Below are 14,469 nucleotides of genomic sequence, written 5' to 3' on the forward strand. Positions count from 1 at the left end.
ATACAGACCCGGGACCCAAAGCTTTATAGACCGAATGTTGGCCTCGCGCTCTTCTCGAGTGCTGGACACGTTTTCCTTGGTCGCCGCATAAATGGCCGCGGCGCCTTCCAGTGGCAAATGCCTCAGGGCGGCATCGATGAAGGCGAAACCCCAGCCGATGCAGCCCTGCGTGAGCTTGAAGAAGAGGTCGGCGTTTCGGGCAAGCTTGTCGATGTGATGGAAGAAACATCAGACTGGCTGCACTATGATTTCCCGGCCGATGTGAAGCGCCGCATGCCCGGCCCCTATATCGGCCAGCGCCAGAAATGGTTCGCCTTGCGCTTCAAGGGCTCTGACAGCGACATAAGGCTGGACCGGCACACACCCGAATTCGATGCCTGGAGATGGGCACGGCTCGAAGAGGCCCCCGGCGTCATCGTCCCGTTCAAACGCCCCATCTATGAGGAAGTCTCCGTGCGCTTTCGCAAATTTACCGGTGACAAAGACCAGGCTTAACCCACGCTCTCTCAAAAGGACTGCCCGATGACCAAATCCATCCTGATGATCCACGGTGTTGGTTGCGGCGGCGATGTCTGGGACCGGATGCGCCCCGCTTTTGAAGCCGATGGATGGCGCGTCGACGCCCCTACCCTTTATCCTGAACAGCGCACGATCACTGAGCCGCCTGCCTCGCTCAGTGAGCTTCGCCTCAGCGACTATGTTGACCGCATGTCTGCCGCCTGCGCCCGCCTGACCGAAGAGACCGGCGAGAAACCGGCCATTATGGGCCACTCCATGGGTGGCTATATCGCCCAGAAACTTGCCGCCCAGGGCGATGCGAGCGCCGCAGTCTTTCTCACCCCGGCCCAGACGCCAGACTGCCAGGTGCGCGATCTGCGCCTCCTCATCACCTTCTGGAGCATCCTCAAATCCGGTCAGAAGAAGATCCCCGAAAACAGCTACAAGGTCGGCCGTTTCGGTTTCGGCTGGGGCGTTGTCAACGAAGTCGATAAATCTCGCCATGACGAGATTTATGCCAAGGCGCGCTATGATTCCGGCAAGGTCTACATGGATCTGCAGAACTCAGATCCGATTGACGAAAAGACCATCAACATTCCGACCCTCACAATCGGCGCGGGCAAGGACAGGGCGACGCCCATCAAGGCCGTGCGCCGGGTCGGACAGAAATATTCAGAGGCCGCAAAGCCGGGCGATTATCTGGAATACCCCCACAATGCCCACTGGATCCTTGATGAACCCGGCACCGACAAGGTCATTGCGGACATTCTTGGCTGGCTCAACAGAACCCGCCCGGCATCAACTCAGTCGAGCGCACCGATATAGGGCAGGCCGCGGTATTTGCCGGCATCATCCATGCCATAGCCGACGAGAAAGCGCGGCGGCGCATCGAAGGCGTGGAAATCGACATCATCGGCCCCCTCCGGCGCCCATGGCTTACGCGCCAGCGCAACGGTGATCACTTCGCGTGCGCCTTTCGTCATCAGATGTGAGCGCGCAAAGGCAAGTGTACGGCCCGTATCAAAGACATCATCGATGATGAGAACGCCGCGCCCCTTCACAGGCCGGGCAATATCGGCCCGCACCAGCACCCGGCCAGAGCTTTCGCGCTCATCGCGGTAACTTTCCAGCCAGAGCGCATCAAGCACAGGGTGGACCGAGCGGCGCGCCAGCGCTTTCATCAGATCGCTCGTGAACGGCGTCGCCCCGACAAGAATATTCACCGCCGACCAGTCGCCCGTCAGGCGCGGCAAGAGCCGGTCAGCGAGATCGTCGACCCGTTTCATCAACTCATCTTCGCTCAGCACGACTTCGATCGGTTTATCCAACTGGCTCATCCTGCCTCGCCTGCATCTGCTATCGACCGCACATCTCCCGGCGTGCCCGATCCCGGCGCAGCCAATTGCAGCTCTAGCTCAAAAGCCTCATAGGGCGGGTTCTCGACACGGGTCACGAATTTGCCGGTATCGCCCGCCGCAATATTGTCCGGGGAAACCGTCGCAAAGGATTCGCCGATCTCGACGCCCTTTTCGTCCAGCATCACCACGCGGATAAGCGGGGCTGTCCGCACGCTGCCCGTCACATTCTTCACTTCGCCGGTAATTTCCAGAACAGGCGTCGTGCCCTCCAGAAAGCGCTCGGCCTCTGTCTCGGTGAACGTCATGCCGAACCGGTTCACTTCCAGCCCGATCGCATCGAACGCCGAGGCCGATTGCGGCCAGACCTCGACAACCCGGTCCCGGAATAGCAAGCCACCTGCAAGAATGCCTGCAAAAACACTGCCCACGACCACCCAGGCGATCACCGCGACAGACCGGCTGGCCTTCTCCCGGCGCGCGCGCACTTTCTCGCGATACGCCTCATGTGCGCCGCCCGTCACACGCCCGGCTGCAAGCGCTTCACCTTTTGGATCAACAAACCATGTATTGTCACACGCAGCGCACTTTACGCTCCGCCCGGATTCGCCGATCGTGGAGTCGTCAGCAAAATACTGGGTCTCGCAATTGGGACAGGTGAGAATCATGGCTTGGATAATCACTCAATTCGCGGGATTAGTCGATTGGACCGCTGCGGATTTGAAAGGTGGGGCATGAGCCGAATCGGCCCGGACAATTCGAATATGCCAGCTGTCGAACTCAGCGGCGTCAGCCTGCGTTACGACACCTCGGACGCAGTCCTGTCGGATATTAACTTCCGGCTGCGGCCTGGCACATTCTCATTCCTGACGGGCGCCTCCGGCGCGGGCAAATCCTCGCTGCTGAAATTGCTCTACCTCGCACATGCCCCAACAAGCGGCGGCATCCGCCTGTTTGGCCAGCAGACAAGTACATTGTCGCGCAAACAGCTCTCGGCCCTTCGCCGGCGCATCGGCGTCGTCTTTCAGGACTTCCGCCTGCTCGACCACCTCACCGCCTTCGAGAACGTCGCTTTGCCACTTCGTGTGCTCGGCCAGAAAGAGCCTGAATACGCCGCCGAAGTGACTGACCTTATCCGCTGGGTTGGCCTCGGCGCCCGCCTGCACGCCCTGCCCCAAGCGATGTCCGGCGGCGAGCAGCAGCGCCTTGCGATTGCGCGCGCGCTTATCAACAAGCCCGATCTCCTGATTGCTGACGAGCCAACCGGCAATGTTGATCCTGAGATGGCGCGGCGTATCTTCCGCCTCTTCATCGAACTCAACCGCCGCCTCGGCACCACGATCATCATCGCCACGCACGACATGCACATCATCCGCGAGTTTAACGCGCCCGTTTACAAACTGCAGGATGGCCTGCTGTTTCAGGATCAGGAGTTTGGCGCCGCCTGATGTCCAAGCCGACCCCCCTCCTGCCTGAAAGCGATGCGCGCGAAGCGGCCCTCTTCTTTGTGGTCGCTGCGCTCTGCTTTCTCGCCGTGCTCGCCACGCTGATCGCGCGCGGCACCTATACAGCAGCTCATGCCTGGTCGGCGCAGGTCGAAGGTCAGATGACGGTGCGCCTCACCGAAACCGATATGCGCGGCGCAGATGCGGCCGCCGAGCTGATTGAAGAGGTCTCAGGCGTCGATTCTGCCCGCGTCCTTTCGCGTGAGGATCTGGAAGTCCTTCTCGCCCCGAGCTTCGGCCCGGGCGGTATTCCAGAGGGCATTCCCCTGCCCGTCCTCATCGCCGTCGAAGTGAACGGCGAGGCAGCCGATATCTCCACTGATATCAATGCAGAGCTTGCCCGCGCGGGCTATACCGGCGTGGCCGAGGCGCATTCTGAATATGCCGCCGAAGTGCGCAGCGCGCTCGGCACCTTGCGCGTCGCCGCCATCGGCATGGTCATCCTGCTGGCCGCGACCGCCATTGCCGTGATCGCCTTCGCGACCCACGCCGCCCTCCTCGCCCGAAAAGACATCGTCGATGTGTTGCATCTTGCCGGTGCAGAAGACAGCTTCATTGCGAGACTATTTGAGCGCCGCTTCTGGACGCTTGGGCTGAAAGCAGGGTCCGCCGGATCGGTCGCCGCGCTTGCGGTTACCGCCCTCATCGTCTTTTCCGCCCAGAGCACCGCCTCTCATAGCGAGCTATTGCCCCGCCTCTCGCTCGACTTCTGGGACCTCGTCATCCTCGCCGTCACGCCGGTTATCGGCGGCCTGGCCTCACGCTTCGCAGCCGGCGGCACCGTCAGCCAGTCACTGAAGAACGTCCTTTGAACACGATCCGCTCAATCCTCTTTTTTCTGTGGCTCTATGGCGGCATGGCCGTCATCGGAGTCGCCTGCTTGCCGACCCTGCTTTTGTCCCGGCGCTTCGCGATCAAGGCTGTCGCCTTCTTTGCCGAATATGTCCGGCTCGGCCTTCGGCTGATCTGCGGCGTCCGCGTTGAACTGCGAGGCCGCGAACGTATCCCCGACGGCGCCCTGCTGATTGCCGGCAAGCATCAGGCGATGCTGGACGTGTTTATCCCGTTCATCCTGTTCTCGGATGCCGCCGTCATCATGAAGCGCGAGCTGCTCTGGTATCCAGCCCTTGGCTGGTACGCCCTCAAGACGCGCATGATCCCGATTGACCGGGCGGGAACGACAAAAACGCTGAAAGCCATGCTGAAAGAGGCGAGCGTTCGCGCCAAAAACGGCCGCCAGATCCTGATCTACCCGGAGGGCACACGGGCCGCCCCCGGCGCGCCGCCAGAGTACAAGGCCGCTGGCGTCACCGCGCTCTACAATGCGCTCAACATCCCGGTCGTGCCGCTTGCGACCAATTCCGGCCTCTGCTGGCCAGCGCGCGGTCTCACCCGCAAACCGGGACACGTCGTCTATGAGGTTCTCCCCCCGATCCCGGCCGATCTCAATCGCAAGGAAATGTTCGCGCGCATGTCCGCCGATCTAGAGGCCGCCTCTGAGCGCCTCCTCGATGAAGGTCTTGCCGCGCAGGGGCGGACACGAGACGATCTTGCATGAGCGCCCCCTCGCAAGCTGACCTAGTAGAGGCTTGCACCTGGCTGAGCGAACGCGACGCATCCCTCGCCCGCGCCTATAGAGACCTCGGGCTCCCAACATGGCGCTACCGCGAACCGAACTATTCCGTCATTGCCCGCATGATCGCCTATCAGCAGATCACAACCAAGGCCGCCGCCAGCATCTGGGCCCGCGTCGAAGACGCGCTCGGTACGGTCTCGACCGCCTCAGTCCTCGCTGCCTCGGATGACACCCTTCGCGGCTGCGGCCTCTCACGCCCGAAAGTCAGACACCTCCGCTCCATTGCCGACGCGATAGAAAGCGGCGCACTCGACCTCACCCGCGTCTACAGCGCCGAGATAGACGACGCCCGCGCCGAATTGATTGCCGTTAAGGGCATCGGCCCATGGACCGCGGACCTTTTCCTGCTCTATTGCGGCCGGCTCGACGCCTTCCCCGTCGGCGATGTCGGCCTGATGGAAGCCTACAAACTGCTGAGCGATGCGAGCGACCGGCACGACACCAAATCGTTCAACACGCTGGCCGAAAGCTGGCGCCCCTATCGGGGCGTCGCGGCACACCTGCTCTGGGGCTGGATAAATGCTGAGCGCGACAAGGCCAGCGCCCAATAGTGACCGCACAAGGGACAGAAAATGCGCGCCCCCTCTAGCCAAGGGCCAATTCTGTCATAAACTCGTCTCAGGGAATCAGTAATGATACCCTCACAACCGATGGAGGCGCGTGTTCACTGACCGAAAGCCAACAGGATCGACCAGGACTGAAAGAGGGCGTTCACATGCCTGAAGTCCTGACCAGCCCACCAAGTGGGCGACCAGCTCTCGTATTGAACGCGGACTTCCGCCCCCTCTCCTATTATCCGCTATCTCTGTGGCCCTGGCAGGACGTCGTCAAAGCCGTCTTCCTCGACCGCGTCGACATCATCGCCGAATATGACACGGTGGTGCGCAGCCCAAGCTTCGAGATGCGCCTTCCCTCGGTCATCGCCTTGCGCGAATTCGTTCGGCAGGACCGCTCCCCCGCTTTCACCCGGTTCAACGTGTTCCTGCGGGACGGCTTCCAGTGTGCCTATTGCGGCGCGCATGAGGAACTTACCTTCGATCATGTCATTCCCCGCTCAAAGGGCGGGCGCACCAGCTGGACGAACATCGTCGCGGCCTGTTCGCCTTGCAATCTGAAGAAGGGCGGGCGCATGCCCGAGGACGCCAAGATGATACCGGCGCGCAAACCTGCCCGTCCGACCAATTACCAGCTGCAGGAAATCGGCCGCCGCTTCCCGCCAAACCACCTGCACGCCACCTGGATGGACTACCTTTACTGGGATGTTGAGCTGGAAGCCTGATCCCGGCATCCCACAAAAAAGGCCCCGTCACCTCTCAGGGTGCGGGGCCTTCTTCTTTAAAACGGGTCAGACCTAGTATTCCAGATCTTCCTCCGGCTCGATCGTGTCGGCGTCTTCAACAGCCTCAGGACCGGCATTTTCCAGCTGCCCTTCGACATAGCTGTTGAGCTCAGGATCATTCAGCTCGACGTTCGCACCGGCTTCGGCGTTCAGATCGGAGTCAGCCATGGCGGCCGCTTCGTCTTCATAATATTCGCCGCCTTGTCCGTCGCTCATGTCCGCTTCGGTGTCAGTTTCGCCATCAGCGCCAAATTCGGCCTCTGGCACGAGAGCATCACCGCCTTCGTCTGGCTCCAGAACGGCATCGGCTTCGGCATCTTCTTCACTCTCATAATAGAGACCGCCTTCGCCATCGCTCTCGGTCTCCATCTCGGTGCCAAGCTCTGACTCGACATCGTCCTCAGTCGCTATGTCCGGCGTCGTGACATCGACGTCCGCATCGGCGCTCCAGTCAGCATCAGCTTCTGCCTCTGCCTCATTCTCGTAATATTCGCCGCCAATGCCGGTTTCGACATTGCCGTCTGTTTCCAGTTCGGCATCACCATCCCAGCTTGGGGTGGTATCTGTTGGCGTTTCGGCCTCCAGGTCGGTCATGGCGCTATTGCCAGTCTCGACAGCAGTGTCCGGCAGATCGATGGCGACTTCAGCCTCAGTCTTCGCCTGGATGTCGTCATTGACGACCTGCGCAGTTGCAGCGGATGCCATCAGGGCGACGGCAGCGGTAGCGGTAAGCAGTGTGCGTTTCATAACTTTCTCCTTTAGCCTTTCTAGCTATGGGGAAAGAACGGCAGGTCGCTCGGTGGTGTTCCCATTGCCGCGTTAATTCTCCTTAAGGTCGCAAAGCTTCTCTCTACGCCTCTGATTCAACTGATTTAATTTCACACCGATCTCTATCTGACGCCTCTAAACGGCACCTGAAACCGGTCTTTTTTGCTGGTCGAAAGCGTGAAATTATTGTCAGATTCAGCGCAAAATGGGCGTTTGAAGCGCTCCCACCATGAAGGCCCGGCCTGTTTTATCGCCGCGCGAAAGGTTTTGAATGCCAGACATGCCACGCCTGCGCGGCCGCAACGCCAAGATCCTCGCCACACTCGGTCCGAAAAGCAGCAGCCCTGAACAGGTGCAACGCCTCGCCGAAGCTGGCGCTGATCTTTTCCGGCTGAACTTCAGTCACGGCTCGCATGAAGATCACAAGAAGACGTTCGACGCTGTGCGACGCGCTGAGAAAACACTCGGTCGCCCGCTCGCCATACTCGCAGACCTGCAAGGGCCAAAAGTCCGCGTCGGTACCTTTCCGGACGGCAAGATCCAGCTCAGCGAGGGCACCGAATACGCTCTGATCGACGAAGAGAGCACTGACAAGCCCGACACGATTCCCGTGCCCCACCCGGAAATCCTGGCCGAACTGGAAGAAGGCGACACCGTCTTTTGCGATGACGGGATGATCTCGCTCACTGTCAGCGAGGCAGGCGACACGCCGAAAGTCACCGCCGATTTCGCCGGCGAACTCTCAGACCGCAAGGGCTTCACCATTCGCGGCAAGACCCTGCCCCTTAAAGCCCTCACCCCAAAGGACCGTGAAGACCTCGCCTTCGCACTACAGCTTGGCGTGGACCTCTTCGCCCTTAGCTTCGTGCAATCAGTTTCAGACGTCGAAGAAGCCAAGGCCGAGATCGGCGGCGCCGCCCCGCTCATCGCCAAACTCGAAAAGCCCGGCGCGATCAATGAGCTTGAAGCCATCATCGAAGCCGCTGATGGCGTCATGGTCGCGCGCGGCGATCTCGGTGTCGAATATCCGCCTGAACATGTCCCGATTATCCAGCGGCAGATTGTGCGCGAGGCGCGTGAACGGGGTCGCCCGGTCATCGTCGCGACGCAGATGCTGGAATCGATGATTGAGCATGCCGCGCCCACCCGCGCCGAAACCAGCGATGTCGCCACGGCCATCTATCAGGGTGTGGATGCCGTCATGCTGTCAGCCGAGACCGCGATTGGCCATGACCCGGTCGCCGCCGTCTCTGTGATGAGCCGCATCATCTCGGCGACCGAAGATGCACCTGACTTCCGGGGGTCGCTTCGCCAGTTCATGGGTGATCGGGAGGCCGAGCTTAGCATCGATGTCGTCGCCCGCGCCGCCCAGGCGTTCGCGCTGGTCGAACAGGCCGCAGCTCTGGCCCTGCGCACAGGGTCTGCCAGGCGGCTCGCCCAGTTTTCCAAGCATCGCGGCCGCTTCAAGATCCTCTATGGCTCAGCAGACCGCCCCCGCCTCCGCCGCGCGCAACTCCTCTGGGGCGTCCACCCGATCCATATCGAGAACATCGAACAGGAAGACTGGCCTCTCGCTTTGATGAAAGCCGCAAACCTCGACGGCGCCATCGCCTATGCCGCCTGGAAAGGCGACGACGACGAAACCGCATGGGAAATTGGGGTGCGGCGGGGGTAAGGGACGCGTTCTCTTTTGCTCATCTTTTATCGTGTGAGGTCGCGCCTTCCCGTGCCTTTTTTAGCTAAAGCAAGCGAACTCAGCGCATTGAACATACCCGGTGCCCAGTTCGGACCGGATTTCCCGTACACATCATGCTTCTGACCAGCCCCCCCTCTGCGTGCCGGCGAGTCATGTTCGACCCCCGTGGCCCCCCTCCTCCCCAGAAACGAAAGGCTCTTGCCTTGGCAAAATGTTATGTCATTACACAACTCGTTGTTGGAGACATGCATGACCCCTTTCGATGAAGACCACGCGGCCATTTACGACACCCAGTTCGGCAATATGGCCCCCATCCGCGACTGTCTGAATTTGACGGCCATGCTTGCGCTCGAGCCAGTGCCGGAAGACGCTCACATCCTTTGCGCCGGGGCAGGCACGGGCGCGGAAGTATTGACCCTCGCGGCCACTTATCCAGGCTGGCGCTTCTGTCTGGCTGATCCCGCACCCGCGATGCTCGCCGTTGCACGAACCAAACTCGAAGCCGCAGGCATTCTAGGCCGCTGCACCTTCCATGAGGGCTATCTGGAGACGTTGGAAGAGGGAGAAGCCTATGATGGGGCGACCTCGCTTCTGGTGTCTCACTTCCTGACAGACGCGAGCGAGCGCGAAGCCTATTTCCGTGAGATCGCCGCCCGCCTCAAACCCGGCGCCCTCTTCGTCAATGCAGACCTTGCCGCAGATCGCGCCGATCCCGGTTTCGACCAGCTGATGGATATCTGGATCAGAGGCATGAATGCGAGCCAGATGTCCGCCGACCAGAAGTCTCAGTACCGCGAGAACTTCGGCCACGCCTTCGCCGCGCATTCCCCGCAAGACGTCGCCGCCATGATGACAGCGGTCGGCTTCAGTGATCCGGTCCAGATCTTTCAGGGCATGCTCATCCGGTCATGGGTCACCGTGCGCACCTGACGCTGCCCCTCAAAAACAAAACGCCCGGCCATTTCTGACCGGGCGCTTTCATATCTATCTTCTTAACTCCGACTAGATGTCGAGCAGCAGGCGCTCTGGATCTTCCAGCGCTTCCTTGACGCGGACGAGGAAGGTCACAGCCTCCTTGCCGTCAACGATGCGGTGGTCATAGGAGAGTGCCAGATACATCATCGGGCGGATCTCGACCTTGCCATCAATGGCGACAGGGCGCTGCTCGATCCGGTGCATGCCGAGCACGCCGGACTGCGGCGGGTTGAGGATCGGCGTCGACATCAGCGAGCCATAGACCCCGCCATTCGTCACGGTGAACGTGCCGCCCTGCATGTCGCCAATCGTCAGATCGCCATCGCGCGCCTTGCGGGCAAGATTGCCCAGCTCACGTTCGATCCCGGCAATCGACAGCTCATCACAGTCACGGATAACTGGCACAACGAGGCCCTTATCGGTGCCGACAGCCATGCCGATATCGTAGAAGTTCTTGTAGATGATGTCAGAGCCATCAATCTCGGCATTCACGGCCGGGATTTCTTTCAGCGCCGAGACGATCGCCTTGGTGAAGAAGCCCATGAAGCCAAGCTTCACGCCATGCTTCTCGACAAAGCTCTCTTTATACTTCGAGCGCAGCGCCATCACTGCAGACATGTCGACATCGTTGAATGTCGTCAGCATGGCGGCAGTATCCTGCGCCTCTTTCAGGCGGCGGGCGATGGTCTGGCGAAGCCGGGTCATCTTCACGCGTTCTTCGCGTGGGCCCACTTCGCGTGTGGCCTTTGGTGCTTCCGGGGCCTTGGAGGCCGCAGAGGACTGGGCCGCCTTGTTCACATAATCGATCGCATCGGCCTTGGTCGCGCGGCCATCACGGCCTGACCCTGGAATGTCCTGCGGATTGACGCCGCCTTCGCTGGCCACACGGCGCACCGATGGAGACACCGGACGGTCTTCCTGCCCAGAAGCGGACTCGCCGGTTTCTGCAGGGGTTTCGCCTTTGACAGCGCCCTGGCTGACCCGCGCTTCCTTTTCAGGCGCCGAAGAGGCCGCAGCAGAACCACCGCTTGTGCTGATCCGCGCGATGACTGCGCCGGGCGTCACCGTATCACCGGCTGACACCAGCAGCTCGGCAATCGTGCCGTCTGCACTGGCCGGCACTTCCAGCGCGACCTTGTCTGTCTCGATCTCGGCGATCGTCTCATCCTTGGAGACCTTGTCGCCGACCTTCTTGGTGAACTCGGAGATCGTACCTTCTGTGACGCTTTCGCCCATGGTTGGCACGGCCACATCGGTCAGGTCGCCGCCGGAGGACTTCGCAGCCGGCGCGGCCTTTGCGTCTTCCTTCGCAGGCTCAGCTTTTGGCTTTTCTTCAGCTTTCGGCGCTTCAGACTTGGCGGCTTTCTTGTCGTCCTTGGCAGGCGCGTCGGATGCCTTGGCATCGCCGCCGCCGAGACGGCCGAGCACAGCGCCAATCTCAACCGTATCGCCTTCATTCGCGACGATTTCAGACAGCGTGCCGTCTGCCGTTGCGGCAACCTCAACTGAAACCTTGTCGGTTTCCAGCTCGACCAGAACTTCGTCTTTGGAGACAGCGTCACCGGCCTTTTTCAGCCACTGGCCGACAGTCGCCTCGGTTACGCTCTCGCCGAGCTGAGGTACGATAATGTCCGTCATGTCTATTCCGTTTCTTAGTGGTCGGTGATCAGGGGTCAGGCGGAAACGATGCTGTCTTCCACCGGCTGGTCGCCCAGCGCAGCGGCGATCAGGGCATCGCGTTCCTTATTGTGTTGTGAGAGCAGGCCGGTTGCCGTCGCTGCCGATGGCGGGCGACCTGCATATTTCGGGCGCGGCGCTTTCACGCCGACCTGGTTACAGGCCCATTCGATCTCGTCGCGCATGAAAGTCCAGCCACCCATATTGCGTGGCTCTTCTTGGCACCAGATCATCTCGGCCTGCGGGAAGCGCTTCAGCTCCTGCATCAGCGATTTACGCGGCACCGGATAGAATTGCTCGACGCGCAGCAGATAGATGTCGTCGCTGCCTTTTTCCTCGCGCGCTTCGAACAGGTCGTAATAGACCTTGCCCGAACAGAGCACGACGCGGCGGATCTTCTTGTCCTCGACGAGCTTCACCTTGCCTTCGCGGCCCGGCGTCTCGGCATCGTCCCACAGAACACGGTGGAAGGATGACTGCGTATTGAGATCATCCAGCGACGAGGTCGCCAGCTTGTGACGCAGAAGCGATTTCGGCGTCATGATGATCAGCGGCTTGCGGAAATCGCGGTGAATCTGACGGCGCAGGGCATGGAAATAGTTCGCCGGCGTGGTCAGGTTACACACCTGCATATTGTCTTCCGCGCACATCTGCAGGAAGCGTTCGAGCCGCGCAGATGAGTGCTCCGGCCCTTGCCCCTCATAGCCATGCGGCAGAAGGCAAACGAGACCGCTCATCCGCAGCCATTTGCGCTCAGCCGATGAGATGAACTGGTCGAAGAAGACCTGCGCGCCGTTCGAGAAGTCACCAAACTGCGCTTCCCAGAGAACAAGACAGTTCGGGTCAGCCAGCGAGTAGCCATACTCATAGCCAAGAACTGCCTCTTCCGAGAGAAGCGAATCGATCACTTCATAATGGGCCGCATTCTCGCCGAGATTATCCAGCGGCGTGTAGCGCTCGCCTGTATTCTGGTCGACGAAATGGCTGTGGCGCTGGGAGAATGTCCCGCGGCCGGAATCCTGGCCGGACAGGCGGACAGGGAAGCCCTCTTCCAACAGTGTCGCATAGGCGAGATGCTCAGCGGTGGCCCAGTCGAGCCCCTTGCCGGACGAGATCGCCTCACGGCGCCCATCGATAACGCGTTTCAGCGTCTTATGGATGTCCACGCCTTCCGGCACCGTGGTGATCAGCTCACCCAGCTCCTTGAGTTTCTTGACGGTGACGCCGGTCTTGCCACGGCGCTCATCATCCTCGGGCAGGCCGAGGCCTTTCCATTCGCCGTCGAGCCAGTCGGCCTTGGTCGCCTCGAATTCCTTGCCCTCATCGAAGGCCTTGTCGAGGAAATCGCCGAAATCATTGACCTGCGTCTCAACCTCTTCAGCCGTGACGAGACCTTCTTCCACCAGGCGGCGCGCATAGATTTCGCGCGTCGATTCATGTTCCTTGATGTTCTTGTACATGACCGGCTGGGTGAACATCGGTTCGTCACCCTCATTGTGGCCGAACCGGCGATAGCAGAACATGTCGATGACAACGTCCTTGCCGAATTTCTGACGGTACTCGGTGGCGACTTTCGCCACATAGGTCACCGCTTCCGGGTCATCCCCGTTCACATGGAAGATCGGCGCCTGCACCATCAGCGCGACATCTGATGGATACGGCGAGGAGCGCGAATACATCGGGCTCGTCGTAAAGCCGATCTGGTTGTTCACGATGAAATGGATCGTGCCACCGGTGCGATACCCGGCAAGGCCGGACAGCGCGAAACACTCGGACACAACGCCCTGTCCCGCAAAGGCCGCATCACCGTGCAGCAGCAGAGGCAGTTTGTGCGAACGGTCCAGAACGCCGGTTTCTTCAGCTTCCATCGCCTGTTTAGCGCGTGTCCGGCCCAAAACAACCGGGTTCACCGCCTCAAGGTGAGATGGGTTGGCGTTCATGGTGAGGTGGACCTCATTGCCATCGAACGACCGGTCCGATGAGGCGCCGAGGTGGTATTTCACATCGCCGGAGCCGAAGCCTTCAGCGGCTTGCGTTGAGCCACCCTGGAACTCGTGGAAAATTTTCTCGTATGGCTTGCCCATCACGGCAGCGAGCATATTGAGGCGGCCACGGTGAGGCATGCCAACAACGATCTCGTTTACGCCAAGGGCGCCGCCGCGCTTGATGATCTGTTCCAGCGCAGGCACGGCCGCTTCACCGCCATCGAGGCCGAAGCGCTTGGTGCCGGGATAGCGGCGATGCAGGAAGCGTTCGAACGTCTCTGCTTCGATCAGCTTGGTCAGGATCGCCTTCTTGCCTTCCGGCGTGAACGCAACCCCTTTGTCCGGCCCCTCGATCCGCTCCTGCAGCCAGGATTTCTCTTCAGGGCTGGAGATGTGCTGAAACTCGATCCCGATCGTCGAACAATAGGTCCGGCGCAGAATGTCGACCATTTCAGAAATAGTCGCATATTCGACGCCGAGATAACCATCGATATAAATCTTGCGATCCATGTCGTCTGGCCCGAAGCCATAATTGGCCGGGTCCAGCTCAGGCTGGTCACCCTTATTGTCCATGGCCAGCGGGTCGAGCTGGGCAGCGAGGTGTCCGCGCACGCGATAGGCGCGGATCATCATCAGCGCGCGAATGGAATCCTTGACCGCACCGGCCACGTCTTCCAGCGTCGCGGCGGGCTGGTCCGCCTTGATCTTCTTCTCAAGCTTCGGCTCGAGCGCAGCCCAGTTGCCGTCAAAGGCGGCAAGCTGATCTGCATCGGCAGGTTTCGGCCATTTTTCACGCTTCCAGCTCGCGCCATCCGCATTGCGGGTGGCATCATCACCGCCATCGCCAAGCTCGCGGAAGAAGTCCCGCCAGCTTTCGGGCACCGAATTGGGGTCGCGCGAATAGGCGGCCTGCATCTTCTCGATCCAGACCGCACTGCCACCGTAAAGGAACGCGGTATCCAGCATCGCGCTGTTCTGCGCACTGCGCTTTCCCGTTACCGGTGATCCATCATCTGCCATTTAACTAACCGTCCT

General features: G+C 60.6%; 14 protein-coding genes. 9 read left to right on the plus strand and 5 right to left on the minus strand.

Going from position 1 to position 14,469, the window contains the following annotated elements:
- Together B8783_RS13960 and B8783_RS13965 are read left to right on the plus strand one after the other, a co-directional pair.
- Entirely contained in the window at positions 1-495 is a 495-nt protein-coding gene (locus B8783_RS13960) for an RNA pyrophosphohydrolase (protein WP_407646334.1), read from the plus strand.
- Between the two features lie 27 nt (positions 496-522).
- On the plus strand, positions 523-1,323 hold the full coding sequence (locus tag B8783_RS13965) for an alpha/beta hydrolase (protein ID WP_084420710.1): 801 nt from the start codon (positions 523-525) through the stop codon (positions 1,321-1,323).
- Here the strand turns inward: B8783_RS13965 and B8783_RS13970 are convergent.
- Both B8783_RS13970 and B8783_RS13975 read right to left on the minus strand, forming a co-directional pair.
- The gene (locus B8783_RS13970; RefSeq protein WP_084420711.1) at positions 1,302-1,835 is read right to left on the minus strand and encodes a phosphoribosyltransferase; all 534 of its coding nucleotides are present in this window, start codon (positions 1,833-1,835) and stop codon (positions 1,302-1,304) included. The genes B8783_RS13965 and B8783_RS13970 overlap by 22 nt on opposite strands.
- Entirely contained in the window at positions 1,832-2,521 is a 690-nt protein-coding gene (locus B8783_RS13975) for an MJ0042-type zinc finger domain-containing protein (protein ID WP_084420712.1), read from the minus strand. The genes B8783_RS13970 and B8783_RS13975 overlap by 4 nt, the downstream gene beginning before the upstream one ends.
- Before the next feature lie 66 nt (positions 2,522-2,587).
- Between B8783_RS13975 and ftsE the strand changes: the two genes are divergently transcribed.
- The 5 genes from ftsE to B8783_RS14000 all read left to right on the plus strand — a co-directional run bounded on the left by ftsE (position 2,588) and on the right by B8783_RS14000 (position 6,273).
- Positions 2,588-3,301 carry a cell division ATP-binding protein FtsE gene (gene ftsE / locus B8783_RS13980; RefSeq protein ID WP_084420713.1) on the plus strand — a complete coding sequence of 238 codons (714 nt, stop codon included), beginning with the start codon at positions 2,588-2,590 and terminating at the stop codon, positions 3,299-3,301.
- On the plus strand, positions 3,301-4,170 hold the full coding sequence (locus tag B8783_RS13985; RefSeq protein WP_084420714.1) for a cell division protein FtsX: 870 nt from the start codon (positions 3,301-3,303) through the stop codon (positions 4,168-4,170). Before ftsE ends, B8783_RS13985 begins: the two co-directional genes overlap by 1 nt.
- Positions 4,167-4,916, plus strand: a complete 750-nt coding sequence (locus B8783_RS13990; protein WP_084420715.1) for a lysophospholipid acyltransferase family protein — start codon at positions 4,167-4,169, stop codon at positions 4,914-4,916. Before B8783_RS13985 ends, B8783_RS13990 begins: the two co-directional genes overlap by 4 nt.
- Positions 4,913-5,545 carry a DNA-3-methyladenine glycosylase family protein gene (locus B8783_RS13995; protein ID WP_084420716.1) on the plus strand — a complete coding sequence of 211 codons (633 nt, stop codon included), beginning with the start codon at positions 4,913-4,915 and terminating at the stop codon, positions 5,543-5,545. The genes B8783_RS13990 and B8783_RS13995 overlap by 4 nt, the downstream gene beginning before the upstream one ends.
- A 164-nt stretch (positions 5,546-5,709) precedes the next feature.
- Positions 5,710-6,273 carry an HNH endonuclease gene (locus B8783_RS14000; protein WP_084420717.1) on the plus strand — a complete coding sequence of 188 codons (564 nt, stop codon included), beginning with the start codon at positions 5,710-5,712 and terminating at the stop codon, positions 6,271-6,273.
- Positions 6,274-6,345: 72 nt separating this feature from the next.
- Here B8783_RS14000 and B8783_RS14005 read toward each other — a convergent pair whose 3' ends face one another.
- On the minus strand, positions 6,346-7,080 hold the full coding sequence (locus B8783_RS14005; RefSeq protein ID WP_084420718.1) for a hypothetical protein: 735 nt from the start codon (positions 7,078-7,080) through the stop codon (positions 6,346-6,348).
- 301 nt (positions 7,081-7,381) lie between these two features.
- On the opposite strand from B8783_RS14005, the gene pyk reads away from it, so the two are divergent.
- Positions 7,382-8,776 (plus strand): pyruvate kinase, encoded by a 1,395-nt coding sequence (gene pyk / locus B8783_RS14010; RefSeq protein ID WP_233355800.1) that lies wholly within the window; start codon positions 7,382-7,384, stop codon positions 8,774-8,776.
- 270 nt (positions 8,777-9,046) lie between these two features.
- A complete protein-coding gene (locus B8783_RS14015; RefSeq protein WP_084420720.1) occupies positions 9,047-9,727 on the plus strand; it encodes a class I SAM-dependent methyltransferase in 681 nt (226 codons plus the stop codon).
- A 72-nt stretch (positions 9,728-9,799) separates the two neighbouring features.
- Here the strand turns inward: B8783_RS14015 and odhB are convergent, their stop codons facing one another.
- Positions 9,800-11,410 (minus strand): 2-oxoglutarate dehydrogenase complex dihydrolipoyllysine-residue succinyltransferase, encoded by a 1,611-nt coding sequence (odhB, locus tag B8783_RS14020; RefSeq protein WP_084420721.1) that lies wholly within the window; start codon positions 11,408-11,410, stop codon positions 9,800-9,802.
- 35 nt (positions 11,411-11,445) lie between these two features.
- Positions 11,446-14,454 carry a 2-oxoglutarate dehydrogenase E1 component gene (locus tag B8783_RS14025; RefSeq protein ID WP_084420722.1) on the minus strand — a complete coding sequence of 1,003 codons (3,009 nt, stop codon included), beginning with the start codon at positions 14,452-14,454 and terminating at the stop codon, positions 11,446-11,448.
- Positions 14,455-14,469 lie beyond the last annotated feature (15 nt).

Origin of the sequence: Henriciella litoralis, from assembly GCF_002088935.1 — a bacterium.
In the GTDB taxonomy this organism is placed as follows: Bacteria; Pseudomonadota; Alphaproteobacteria; order Caulobacterales; family Hyphomonadaceae; genus Henriciella; species Henriciella litoralis.